Annotated in this window: 9 protein-coding genes and 1 pseudogene; 6 read left to right on the top strand and 4 right to left on the bottom strand. The window is 39.2% G+C overall.

Annotated elements, in window-relative coordinates:
• The first annotated feature begins 26 nt into the window (after window positions 1–26).
• From HGD76_RS12430 to sodB, 6 genes and pseudogenes are all read left to right on the top strand, one after another.
• The gene (locus tag HGD76_RS12430) at window positions 27–2,756 is read left to right on the top strand and encodes a DNA translocase FtsK (protein ID WP_168695962.1); all 2,730 of its coding nucleotides are present in this window, start codon (window positions 27–29) and stop codon (window positions 2,754–2,756) included.
• Window positions 2,757–2,853: 97 nt separating this feature from the next.
• The gene (locus HGD76_RS12425; protein ID WP_168695961.1) at window positions 2,854–3,738 is read left to right on the top strand and encodes a ParA family protein; all 885 of its coding nucleotides are present in this window, start codon (window positions 2,854–2,856) and stop codon (window positions 3,736–3,738) included.
• A 156-nt stretch (window positions 3,739–3,894) separates the two neighbouring features.
• Window positions 3,895–4,234: pseudogene (locus tag HGD76_RS12420) on the top strand (transposase); the annotation flags it as partial.
• Between the two features lie 1,040 nt (window positions 4,235–5,274).
• Window positions 5,275–6,390 (top strand): septal ring lytic transglycosylase RlpA family protein, encoded by a 1,116-nt coding sequence (locus HGD76_RS12415; protein WP_168695960.1) that lies wholly within the window; start codon window positions 5,275–5,277, stop codon window positions 6,388–6,390.
• A 148-nt stretch (window positions 6,391–6,538) separates the two neighbouring features.
• Window positions 6,539–8,158, top strand: coding sequence for a bifunctional pantoate--beta-alanine ligase/(d)CMP kinase (locus tag HGD76_RS12410; RefSeq protein WP_168695959.1), 1,620 nt, complete (start codon window positions 6,539–6,541; stop codon window positions 8,156–8,158).
• A gap of 383 nt (window positions 8,159–8,541) precedes the next feature.
• Complete coding sequence (gene sodB / locus HGD76_RS12405) at window positions 8,542–9,144, top strand: superoxide dismutase [Fe] (RefSeq protein WP_168695958.1); 603 nt, start codon at window positions 8,542–8,544, stop codon at window positions 9,142–9,144.
• 108 nt (window positions 9,145–9,252) lie between these two features.
• On the opposite strand, the gene HGD76_RS12400 is transcribed toward sodB, so the two are convergent.
• The 4 genes from HGD76_RS12400 to HGD76_RS12385 all read right to left on the bottom strand — a co-directional run bounded on the left by HGD76_RS12400 (window position 9,253) and on the right by HGD76_RS12385 (window position 13,407).
• Window positions 9,253–10,596 (bottom strand): O-antigen ligase family protein, encoded by a 1,344-nt coding sequence (locus HGD76_RS12400; RefSeq protein WP_168695957.1) that lies wholly within the window; start codon window positions 10,594–10,596, stop codon window positions 9,253–9,255.
• Window positions 10,578–11,420 (bottom strand): YaaW family protein, encoded by an 843-nt coding sequence (locus HGD76_RS12395; protein WP_168695956.1) that lies wholly within the window; start codon window positions 11,418–11,420, stop codon window positions 10,578–10,580. Before HGD76_RS12395 ends, HGD76_RS12400 begins: the two co-directional genes overlap by 19 nt.
• Before the next feature lie 235 nt (window positions 11,421–11,655).
• Window positions 11,656–12,903 (bottom strand): DUF4912 domain-containing protein, encoded by a 1,248-nt coding sequence (locus HGD76_RS12390; protein ID WP_015078572.1) that lies wholly within the window; start codon window positions 12,901–12,903, stop codon window positions 11,656–11,658.
• A 324-nt stretch (window positions 12,904–13,227) separates the two neighbouring features.
• Window positions 13,228–13,407: a hypothetical protein gene (locus HGD76_RS12385; RefSeq protein ID WP_233467200.1), complete on the bottom strand. Its 180-nt coding sequence runs from the start codon at window positions 13,405–13,407 to the stop codon at window positions 13,228–13,230.
• Window positions 13,408–13,458: the final 51 nt, after the last annotated feature.

Raw genomic sequence — 13,458 nt, 5'->3', positions numbered from 1 at the left:
CTTGTTTTTTATAAGATGATCAGCCAATGCACTACCTGACACAACCTACCGAAATTTACCAGCAAATTTTCCAACTGTCCCTATCTAAAACCCTATGGATAGATACGGAAATTGCTGATTGGTATACTGATAAACCAAAATTAGCACTAATTCAGGTATTGGCTGATTATACAGATTTAAATGGTGAATCTGCTTACATTTTTGATGTTTTAGATAAACCTGATTTGGCTGCATATTTCATTAACCAAATCATGGTTAATTCCCAAATTGAGAAAGTTTTTCATAATGCTGGTTTTGATTTAAAATATCTAGGAAAAGAACTAGCAGAAAATGTGACCTGTACCTTCAAAATAGCTAGAAAAATCACCAAAGAAGTTTTACAAACTACCAACTTAAAACTAAAAACTCTAGCTGCTGAACTCTGCCATTTTTCTAATGTAGACGCAGAAGAAGGAAGCAGTGATTGGGGAAAACGTCCCCTGAGTCAAAAACAGTTAAAATATGCAGCAATGGATACAGTTTATCTCGCTGCTGTTCATCGTCGCTTACTGGAAATATCCAATCCTGATGTTATCAGTCGTGTATTTAATATGGTAAATAATAAATCTGAAAACTCTTCTTTAACTCCTACTAAAGTTAGATTAGCTTTTGAGTGTCCGCGACTATTTTATCTAAATCATAATTTTAATTGTAAAGCAATATTCTCTTCTAAAGATACCATTACTGGTATTGGTAATATCTTTCACCAACTAGCGGATAATTTTATTAATTTACTGCTAATTGAACCCAGATTTAAAACTTTATTAAATCCATCTGCAACACAATTAAATGTAGATGAACTAACATCAAAAATTCAACAATTATTCTATCAAATTAAGTTCTTTCCCTATTTACAAAATGCCATTGCAAAAGACGCGAGTAAAGCCTCTCTACTGCTACAAGTTTGGCAAGGTTTACAAGGATTAATTAAAAAGTTTACTGAATTGTTGATCATCAATCGTCGTTATTGCAGTGCAGAAACGGTTATTCAGAATACTTTTATTTCTGAAGAACGCAGTTTAGAATATTACTTTGATTTACCTAATGGGACAAAACAATTAATTAGAGGTGAGTTTGATTGTCTGGTTTTTAATTTTGAACTTAAACGCCTTTGTATGGTAGAATTTAAAACCTATCAACCTGTAGATTCAGCAGCACAATTAGCGCAAGTTTCTCTCTATAGTTATATGTTATCGAAGCGGAAAAAACCACCTATTGATTCTGCTGTTTATTGTGTTTTACCAGAATTTAAAGAATACAAATATTCTTGGGAACAGCTAGAAAATACTGTTCATCAATTAATTCCCTATAAATTATTACAAATGCAACAATGGTTAAGTTGGGAATCTCCCAATACTAACCCACCACCTGCGACAACTCAACCTCATTTGTGTGAAATTTGCCCCCAACAACAAAAATGTCAAACTTTTTTTAATGTTGAATCTAATGCACCGCCAAATCAAGTTATTGAAATTGATGAAAATTCAGATTTTATAGCACCTGCTAAAAAACAAGAAGATATATCTGACTTTTCACATTATTTGGAAAACCCAACACGAAACCTAACCCCCCAACCCCCTTCCCTACGAGGGAAGGGGGAGAATTCAAAGCCTCTCTCCTTGCAGGAGAGAGGTTTGGAGAGAGGTTTTTCAGATACTTTTAAAAGTCAGAAAGATACATTTATTAATGCTGATGAAATTGGCGCATCTTTAGTGACAATTCTAGAATCTTTTAAGGTTAATGTAGATTATTATGGTGCTGATGTAAGTCCGGCATTTATTCGGGTGAAAATTAAACCACATTTAGGTGTGAAAGTTCCTTCAATTCTCAGATTATCCGCTGATTTACAAGTACAATTAGGGTTAGAATATCCGCCTTTAATTGCTCCCCAAGCTGGTTATGTAAGTATTGATTTACCGCGTCAAGATAGACAAATTGCTAAATTTGAAGATTTTATTCAAAAGCAATTTTTACCCCCAACAGCACCCGTAAAAATTGCTATTGGAGTGGGTATTGATGGGAAGTTGTTAGAGGCTGATTTATCAGATCCGAATACCTGTCATTTTTTGGTTGGGGGAACAACAGGCAGCGGAAAAAGTGAGTTTTTGCGATCGCTTCTTCTCAGTTTAATCTATCGTCATTCTCCCCAACATCTCAAAATTGCCTTAGTTGACCCCAAGCGGGTAACATTTCCCGAATTTGAACAAATGTCGTCGTTATATGCACCAGTTGTCAAAGATAGCGATCGCGCCGTAGAATTAATGCAGGAACTAGTTGCAGAAATGGAATCTCGTTATCAAAAATTTGAAAAAGCTAAATGTGCAGATTTAACCACCTATAATCAACGTTCTTCCCCAGCTTTGCCACGTATTGTCTGTATATTTGATGAATATGCCGATTTTATGGCAGAAAAAGAAATTCGCACCATATTAGAACAAAGTATCAAACGTTTAGGCGCAATGGCAAGAGCCGCCGGTATTCATCTAATTATTTCCACACAACGTCCAGAAGCCAGTATTGTCACCCCAATTATCCGTTCTAACCTACCTGGACGAGTCGCCCTGCGTACCTCCAGCCAAGCAGATTCATGTATTATTCTGGGTGGAAAAGAAACAACAGCAGCCTATTTATTAGGCAAAGGTGATTTAGTTTACCAAGGTGGTTCGCACGGACAACGTCTTCAAAGCTTATTAGCACAGAGTATTAAACTACCTTAAAAAAAAGATCCCCGACTTCTCTAAGAAGTCGGGGATCTAAATTTATTAGATAATATAAACGCTATATCATTGGGAAAGCGTCAGTAGGGGAATTAAAATGGGATATGTAATTGCAACCGCAAACATGAAAGGTGGAGTCGGTAAAACCACCATTACCGTGAATATAGCTACTTGTTTAGCCAAAAATCACGGAAAAAAGGTACTTGTTTTAGATTTAGATAGTCAAATTAGTGCCACGCTAAGTTTAATGTCACCAGTAGATTTTGCTAAACGTCGCAAACAAAGAAAGACATTTAGATATTTACTAGATCAAATTATCAACCCTGAACCAGAGGCAAAATTTACAATTGGGGACATCATTCAACCTCAACTTTGTAACCTGACAGGATTAAATTTATTACCGGGAGACATAGATTTATATGATGAATTTGTGGTTTCAGAAATGCTGCATAATCAATCAGTAGCATTAGGAGAACAGGATTTTGAAACCATCTGGAATCGCTTTGAAAGAGTCTTAATTAGAGATATTTTAGAACCCATCCGCAATGAATATGATTTTATTCTTTTAGATTGCGCTCCCGGTTATAATCTCTTGACTCGGAGTGCTTTAGCCACTAGTGATTTCTACATTCTTCCCGCTAGACCAGAACCCTTATCTGTAGTCGGAATTCAACTTTTAGAAAGACGTATTGCCCAATTAAAAGAAAGTCATGAACACGAAGCTAAAATAGATATAAAAATGTTGGGAATAGTCTTTAGTATGTCTAATGCCAATCTCCTGAATGGCAGATATTATAAACAGGTAATGCACCGAGTTGTTGAAGATTTTGGAGTAGATAAAATCTGTAAAGCTCAAATCCCTGTTGATGTTAATGTAGCCAAAGCTGTTGATAGTTTTATGCCTGTTTCTTTACTAAGTCCAAATACAGCCGGTTCTAAGGCATTTATGCAGTTAACTCAGGAATTGTTGCAGAAATTGTAAATTGAGAAATACAGCACTTTCCGGTGTTATGAGGTACATATCCAGCGGGCAAGATGCCCGCACTACAAGAGTTTCATAATTCAAGTTTGTACCTCATGAGAGCGAAATCTGCTGTAAGGTATCTGGGTATATTTTAAGAAAAAGGAGCAAAGAATAGGAGGTGGTGAACTCAAATTATTAGGTAAATGGGATATTCAATCCTACGAACTTAAAGATATTAAACGAGTGCGTTTAATCCGGCGTGCAGATGGCTATTATGCACAGTTTTGTGTGAGCATTGATGTTGTAGATATTCAACCAAAAACAGGTGAAGAAATCGGGTTAGATGTCGGTATAGAGTCATTTTACACAGATTCCAATGGACATCATGAACCCAACCCTCAGTTTTACCAGAAAGGCTGAAAAATCAATCAAACATTCTCAAAGACGGATTTACAAAAAAGTTAAAGGTAGGGGCGAAGCATTCGCTTATAAAAATTATGCGACCAACCGACAACTCAACAGCGCGAATGCTTCGCCCGTACGGCAACTAGAGCAAATTCTGACGATGAATGTAGAATTCCCGTGTCTTTAGACCGGGGAGTGTCAAACTAGGAATGCAATTCTTTGAGAATGTCTAAAAGTGCTGGTGGTAATATTTCTGGATTTTCTAGCTTAAAGACGGGGCTGATTGATTGATACAAAATTGATTGCTAGGGTTATTACGGTAAAAGCTACTATAAAGTAATTTCTTATACCTAAAATGCTCATATATACGCGCTTACCACACTTTTCACTGTCTCATTAATTATTTATCTCAGGATAAGAATAAATACTTACTGGAGATAAATCACTTTTATTGCTTGAGTAATTATTGTAATAATTAATACTTTGTAAAGTTAAATACTTAATAGTATTTACTTATTTAAAATGTAGGTCAAAAACTATCATCCTTGAGCGAAACAACCAAAGTATTTTGCAAATAAAATCTTTAGAGAGATTGTTTTTGCGCTAATTTTAGCTTCTAACAATCAAATTATTGAAAGTAAAATTTTATCTAAACGCAAATTGACTTGATCATTTTTCAATACTTAATAATTTACAACTACTGAGGATAAATGTTAGGGAGTAACCGTTGAATTATGTGATCAGCCAACATGAAGTTTCCCTAAGAAAATCTGGAAATTTTCCAAAAAAACGTTACATAGCCAAAATCCTGACTTGAACACGGTTTACAAGCTCAAACTCAACCGTAAATTTAAGTATTTCTTTCAGACTTCCGCTAAAACCCTGATCCCCAAGCCCAAAAATTCATGCTAATGTATTCGAGTTACAAAACGCAAAGTGAAAGCGGAACGGGTTCGAGTTTCCAAAGGGGATCACTATTCATCAAGTGAAAAACCCTAGTACCGCAGGGCGGAAGTCAAAAGTCAAAAGTCAAAAGTCAAAACTAATATACAGTAAGCTTTTTGGCGATTGAATATGGTTGCTTTATTTACGCCGTGATGTACTAGCTAAATAAAACTTAAGTTCTATAGTCGCTTTAAAATCGGACGCATGAATCAAAGACATTTGTGGACTACAGTTGCCGTATTTCTAGCTGTTTTGGGTCTACCCTCAGTTGGTCGAACTCAAACCAGTGCGGGAATTTCCCCAACTAGCCAAGCATCATCTGCGAATGATGCAGTCAAAGTAGGAGAGTACCAATCCCAGACAGAAAGACCCATTTCCAATCCTGTGATTACCAGAATTCATCCTCACAGTATTCGCGGCTTACAAGCAGCAACTCTTTATATTCGGGATATTCCCGTTCTCACCTTTTTGGGTTCTAACCCAGTTACTAACAGCAAAACAAAAGTTGGAGTAATCGGCAATGGCGAGAATTTAAATTCTTACCCGCGGACTGCTACCAACTCCGCCAAAGTTACCAGTTTTAGCAATACTGGGAATGTAGTCAATTTTAACAAAAAAGTTAGGTCTATTGACAATGATCCAGTTCAAAAAGCTAGTGTTATAGCCGCTAGAATCAATGAACTGATCGAAAAAAATGTAGACGCAAGCAAGATTACCGTCAGTTGGAAAACAGGAGATAACTCCACAATTAACAATAAAGCCCAAAAGCCAGGCTTCATCGTTCAACAACCGTCGGCAGATCGCTACACCATTACTATTGACGGTCAAGAACTGGTAGAAGTCAATAAAGTTACAATATTAGCAGATAGTACCAAAAATCTTGCCCAAGATGCCTTACAAGCAACTAATAGACTGCGGCGACTTATAGGTAACGCATCTCCTATTCAAGCAATTGCCAACTTACCAGTAGATAGATCAGTCTCCAGAGCCAACCTACCGCAAAAGATTGCCTTTGGAAATATCAATCTCAGTTTTCAAGGGATAGCTTCTTGGTACGGATATGATGGCTCTGGCAATAAAACCGCCAGTGGTGAAAGATATAATCCCGAAGGATTAACTGCGGCTCACCGGAGTTTACCCATGGGGACAAAAATCCGTGTCACTAACACCCGGAATGGTCGCTCTGTCGTCGTGCGAATCAATGACAGAGGTCCCTACATCCGGGGTCGAATTGTTGACCTTTCCGCTGGTGCTGCCCGGCTATTAGGCATGATCGGCAGTGGCATTGCTCCAGTCAGTCTTGAGGTTTTAGGAAAATAACCCGTTTCCTCATTCCTACTCTCTTTTCGCTCTTCACTATTAAATTCCCCTGGTTCGTCCCTCCTATCCCCCAATTATCCTTTGCGCCACGCTGCGCTATCAGATATACACTAACGGGGGAAAGGATTATTGGAACTAGGGGTATTTTGTGCGTGTGCTGACAAAAGTTGTAGCCTTACGCTGCTATTTAAATCGCCGTCGCTGGCCAAGCCATCTTAGGCTACCAGAGGATCTCGGACTTGATGAACAAACCAGTTGGTCTCCCACAGCAGTTGGTTTAGTGCCAACTATGGGGGGTTTACATCAAGGTCATTTAAGTTTAATTGAACGGGCTAAACAGGAAAACTCGACGGTGATTGTCAGTATTTTTGTCAATCCCCTGCAATTTGGACCAAATGAGGACTATCAACGCTATCCCCGCACTCTAGAGCAAGACCGACAATTTTGTGAACAGGCGGGAGTTGATGTGATTTTTGCCCCAACTCCGGAGGAAATTGGTGTCCCTGGGAAGAATATAGCAGCAACTCAGGTGACACAAGTGATCCCGCCATCTGATATGATATATAGTTTGTGTGGTAATTTTCGGCCGGGTCATTTTCAAGGTGTGGCAACGATTGTTACCAAGCTTTTTAATTTGGTACAACCTGACCGAGCTTACTTTGGACAAAAGGATGGTCAACAACTAGCAATTATTAAACGGTTAGTGGCTGATTTAAATTTGCCAGTAGAAATTGTTGCTTGTCCTACAGTGCGGGAATTGTCCGGCTTGGCTTTAAGTTCTCGTAATCAATATTTGACGGCTACAGAAAAAGAGCAAGCAACGGTGTTATTTAAAGGTTTACGGCAAGCTGAGGCGGCGTTTCGGGCTGGCGTTCGTGACAGTGGTGAACTCATAGCATTAACGCGGCAAGAAATCGCAAAAGTTAGCAATATCAGCTTGGAATATATTGAATTGGTTGAACCGAATACGTTGATGTTTTTAGAAAAAGTTGAGGATGAAGGAATGTTGGCGATCGCTGCTCGTCTTGGTTCTACACGGTTAATTGACAATACGATTTTGCGCGATGGCAACGACGGACTACGCCAACCAATCATTGCTATTGATGGTCCGGCTGGTGCTGGTAAATCTACCGTCGCTCGCCAAGTGGCACATCAGTTAGGTTTAGTCTATTTAGATACGGGCGCTATGTACCGGGCGATTACTTGGTTAGTGCTGGAACAGGGGATTGCCATTGATGATGATTGTGCTGTTGCTGAATTAGTTGCTGGGTGTAAAATTGAACTGACTCCCAGTCAAAGCCTGCAATCTCCCGTCAGAGTCCAGATTAATGACATTGATGTCACTCAGAAAATTCGCACAGTTGAAGTCACTTCTCAAGTATCAGCGATCGCTGCTCAAAGCACTGTGCGTCAAGCATTGGTTCAACAACAGCAAAGCTGGGGACAACGTGGCGGTTTAGTGGCGGAAGGTCGGGACATTGGCACTCATGTTTTCCCAGATGCGGAAATTAAAATCTTCTTGACCGCCTCTGCGGGTGAAAGAGCGCGTCGTCGTCAGCAAGACTTTCAAAGGCAGAACCAACCCGCAGTTAGTTTAGAACAACTAGAACGGGACATTGCTGAACGGGACTTGAAAGACAGCACTCGCAAGGTTTCCCCCTTGCAAAAAGCGGCTGATGCGATTGAATTACAAACTGATGGTTTAACAGCTTCTGAAGTAGCAGCACAAATTATTAGCCACTACAATCAACGGCTATCCCATTGGTAATTCGGGAATTTTTGAGTTGAAAATGGTGGTGAGTGCCGACGGACTCACCATTATTAGATTTTAGTGCTTTGAACTACATCCTAAACTATTTGCAGATTGATTCATCTATCTTGAGAGGGATATTAGTCTGAGTTGATCATTATATATTTTAGACTGGGCTTTTTTCTCACGCTTCAGGCGCAGAGGCAACAGGGGGAAGTTAGGAGTTTGGTCTAAATAGATGAAATTTGCTTTATTTATAAACTAATTGCTGGGAATTTTCAGTTTGGTAGTAGAATAATAATGTTAAGTTTTGTATAAAATTCCTGAATACGAAACCTGTAATTTGCCTAGCTCTGGCAATAGCTTTCAACTAGAAAACAGTAAAGAGAGGATTTCACAAAATGGCATTTACCCAACCCCCCTTACCTTTTGCTTCTGATGCTTTAGAATCCTATGGCATGAAAGCGGAAACCTTTGAATATCACTATGGTAAGCATCATAAAGCTTATGTAGATAATTTGAATAAGCTTGTTGATGGTACAGAATTAGCTGATAAGTCTTTGGAAGAAGTAATTCAAATTGCTTTTGGTGACTCTGCTAAGGCTGGAATCTTCAACAATGCGGCTCAAGTTTGGAATCACTCTTTCTTCTGGAATTGCTTGAAACCAGCAGGTGGCGGCGCACCTACGGGCGCGTTAGCTGCTAAAATTGAACAGGATTTTGGTAGCTTTGAGAAATTCAAAGAGGAATTTTCTACTGCTGCTGCAACTCAATTCGGTAGTGGTTGGGCTTGGTTGGTTGATGATGGTGGCACACTCAAGGTAATGAAAACCCCTAACGCCGAAAACCCCCTTGCACATGGTAAAAAAGCATTGCTTACCATTGATGTTTGGGAACACGCATATTACATTGACTTCAAAAATGCTCGTCCTGGATTCATCAAGAATTTCTTAGATAATTTGGTGAACTGGGATTTTGTCGCTGCAAATTTTGCAAAAGCTTAATGCTTAGATTTTAATGGGGAAAGGGGTAATTGATAATTGTTAATTACCCCTTTCCTCACAACTAATCCTCTTGTTAAGATTGCTTTACACATTTGGGTTTTCCCCAGTCTACCTACTTGTTTGACGTGATTGATATTCATACATAACTCCGCACAATGCAGCAACAAAAACCCAAGAGAGAGTATTCAACCGAATATCAAATGTGGTAACATCAACGGTATTAAATAATATCCACCCTATAAAGGTGATGAGATAACTAAAGAAGATTAGGCGATTTTCTGGTTCTATAGATGCAGAGATCCCCGACTTCTTAAAGAAGTCGGGGATCTTATTCTTATTGTTAAATAAAATTTGACTAGCTGCAATTAATATCCAAGCCAGCAAACCACAAAATAGCAAAGTAGTAATTAACCCAGTTTCCGCAGACAGCATTAAAAATAGGTTATGAGGATGGTTGACATCAATTTGCATTTGGGTTTTATAAAGTCCACTAAAACTGCGTAAACCTGAACCAGTTAAAGGATGTTGCTGAGTTAAATTCCAGGCAAATTCCCATTGGGTTTTCCGCATTAATTCCAGCGGTCTATCAGGAAACATATCATCATTTAACCGCGCCCAAATGCCGTAGGGAACAAAAAGGCGGAAAAATTGGGCAATAGGTGAAGGTGCAAAAGCTGCTAAGAAAAAACAACTTGTAATACTGACAACAGCAGCAACAATTAATTGCCAACCTTGATATAAAGCATAAACTAAACAGGCAAAAATAGTTATTCCCCAACCATTGCGAGAATTGGTTAATATCAAGGCGATAAAATTAGCAAATACCGTAATTGTTAAGAAGATAATCAGGCGATTTTTTTGCTTGAGTTTGTGATAGTTTTCTAGCAATAAACCTAAACCCAAAATAAAGATAGTTACTAAGTATGCGGCTAAGGTATTTGGGTGCATGAAGTTAGAAGCCATGCGTCCGGATAATGATTTTTCTGGTGCAACTATCCAATCAAAGACAATCCATAAAACCTGAAATTGGAAATTCCAACCGAGAAATAATTGCCCAAAACCGATGATTAAAACAGGTACAGAACCAAACACCATGATCCAAGAAATTTGTCGTAATTGGTTGGGTGTTTGCATCAGGGAAGTTAGTCCTGTAAAAAAGAAAAAGAAGGGGATGAAGTTGAATAAACCTAAAAAAGCATCTAATTTATGATAGGCAAATCCGGTAGTAATGAGTAGTAAGATACTCAAAAGAGCAAATCCCTTGTGAATTGGCCGATTGCTAATAAGCCGCGATTGTTTTCGCCAAGTTAACAATGATGCCACGACGATAGAAATACCGCCCAAAAATGGACTCAGGGGGCAAGATAATAGTCCAAATTGCAACCAATTCCAAGGGGTTTGCAAGCGGGAATTTGGATGATAAAAAGTTTTATTTATGCTATTTCCCAACATTCTGTACGGGTAAGACGAATTTGCGCGAGGGTGAAGACACAAGGAATAATTCTGCCATAGTTTGTGGCGATCGCTCTCCAACCTAAATCAGCAAAAAACCAAGCCCACATGACTGGACCGACCAAAGCAAACGCACTGCGAACCGCACCATAACGGGCTGCACTCATAGTCATACCTCGACGGGACATTTGTAAAGCTACATAGTTTTGAAACTGTTTGGTTGCTAATCCTGTACCTGTAATTGTGGCTTCTTTCGCTACCTGATAAGTAGCTAAATGAATAGCAAATTGACGGGCGATTTGTTGGAGAACAAAAGGTTGGATTACAGACGTTACAGCCAAGGCACTACCACCTTTAAATATTAATCCTAAAGGATCACGTTGCAATGATAATGGTAATGGTTGTTTAAGTTTTGATTGTGCTAATTGATGTTGAACATTAATAGTTAGTTGTTGTTTTTCCTGTTTTGGTAGTTTTTTCCAAACCTTTCCTAAGAGATGCAAAAATACTTCTGCTTCTAAATCAATTGTTGTTATATCTTGATAATAGTGAATTTTCAAATATTTGCATACTTGAATTAGGGCTTGTCTGTAAGTTACTTGATCAGTACGTCCCCGTAATACTGTCATCCCGTCAGCAGCTAAAAAACGAAAGCGATTTTCTATTGTATCTAACCAAGTTTGACGATCTTGGCTTTGTACTGCAATGGGTTCGGGTGTGTGAACATAATCTAAGGGGTTAAACTTGCGACTAAACAGAATTGCTGTTAAGTCCTGTAGTTCCTCTTCTGTAGCTAGTTCCAATACCGCCCTGAGTTCTTCCAATTTCCCTTCCTCTCTTAGGTGCAGCTTATCTGTCCCCTATTCTACTATCTTATAAATCAAATCTTCCATATTTATTCTTAATTTATATTTTTCTTCCAGTCATTAACAATTGTGACAGTTGAGGTCGGAATGTGGGCTAAAGTTGTTTATTTTTTTCAGTAAAAAACCCGCTATAGGAATACTATAGCGGGTAAAATTAACAATTACAGTTATGGTTAATTCTCAGATACAAATATTATGCCAGCCATTCTAGAACAGCTTCATCTTTAGTATTAGTATGACGAGAAGGTGTTTCCCGCTCAAACTTCATGTGAATAGAACGGGTTTGTTCACCATCAGCCGCAACAGCTAAAATTGGATAGTCAATTAAACCATCTTGGAAGGACATTTGGAAGCGGAATGTACCATCGGAATTGAGTTTAATTGGACGACCACCAATGGTAACATTTGCATCAGGTTCAGTTGCACCGTAAACAATCAATTCAGCGTCAGCAACTAACCAGAATTTGCGAGGACGTGCAGGAACAGCAGAAGCGGAGAAACCGGACATTCCCACACCGGACATGGTTAAACCAGATACGGTAGGAACAGCCCACATACCCACACCAGATGGGAAAACGTAGGAACTGAGAGCTTGTTCGGGAGCAGCAGAACCAGGAACGTGCTGCATAGAACCGAAGATAGAACCTGCTACCCGTTGAGCTTCAGCGGATTCTGCTAGACCAAAGATTTGTTCGTAAATGGGATTTCCACCACCCGCAGTCGCAGCAGCAGCAGTTGCTAATTTCTTAGATGGGGGAACTAGTTCGTAGAAAGTCTTAGCACGCAGGTCTTCTTCAAAGTCTACGGTGATGAAGACATCTTCAATCCAATCGGAAGGATAGACGGGGGGAATATGTACTCTCGCGGAACGCGCTAATACTAACCAACCACCATCAGCGGTGCGATAACCAACATCTATCACATAATCGCGATCGCTCACGGGAATTGGCAAATACCATTCTCTCGCTAGTTCATCAGCAGGGTATTCTTGAATACTGTGGGGACTTTGATAATCTAGATCAACATCAGTGACATCATAAATCCGCAAAGCTAGGGTTTGTCCACCTTGACGACGCAGTGCTTCTTTATGGTCGTTAGGAATATCCCAGTAAGTGTAAGCCCATTGAGGATCACGAGGTAACAGAACAATCCGACTGTCACCATAACCAGCTGGTAAATCTGCTAGTGCTTCATCAACATCAGCGAGAGAACCACCAGTCCGATCTTCTTGACCTAACTCAAATTTTGCTGCTTCCACGGTTTCTTGTGCCTCCAGATTAGGGGATGAACTGAGCGAGAACTTACTATGCTGAACTTCTTCAATTGATGCTAATAACTGCGATTTCCGCATTCTGCTATAGCGAGATATACAGAATTCACTGGCAACTTTGCGTAATTGCCGTAGGGTCATCTCTTCTAGCGGTGGCCGTTCTTTTGCCATTAATTTGGACTCCAGTAGTTTACAAGGTAAATTATTTTTTCCGGGTTAAAAAAATTTTGATGAAATATCATCTACCCAGATTTTTTTATTCCTGACTCCTGGTTTGTCTCCAGTTTTAAATTTGTTTACTGTTTGTTTTTTTATTGAGAACCAACTCATCTAAATTCCTAGTTATGCCGTTGTTTTGCATTTCTTTGGGATTGCCAAGAGTTGTTAAGTAAATATTAACCAGTAAAACTATCTAGGGATCAAGGGGTCTAAAGATAGGTTTTACTATATTTCACGTAGTTATCAGCCCTGCGGGGATCAGTTTGTCATGGAATCTTAATATAGTGATCTCAGATAGAGGATTACTGTCAAGGTTTGATGACATTGAGGGCAGGGAACATGGAAAAGAGTAGATTTAACAACGAACAACTGTACGGGCGAAGCATTTGGAGAACTATTTTTTGGAATGACCGATAATTTATCTTCCAAATGCTTCCAACTGTACGGGCGAAGCATTTGGAGAACTATTTTTTGGAATGACCGATAATTTATCTTCCAAATGCTTCG

Origin of the sequence: Dolichospermum flos-aquae CCAP 1403/13F (genome assembly GCF_012516395.1) — a bacterium.
Lineage (GTDB): Bacteria > Cyanobacteriota > Cyanobacteriia > Cyanobacteriales > Nostocaceae > Dolichospermum > Dolichospermum lemmermannii.
The sequence above is the reverse complement of the archived record's forward strand: the minus strand, read 5'-3'. Positions and strand labels throughout refer to the sequence as shown.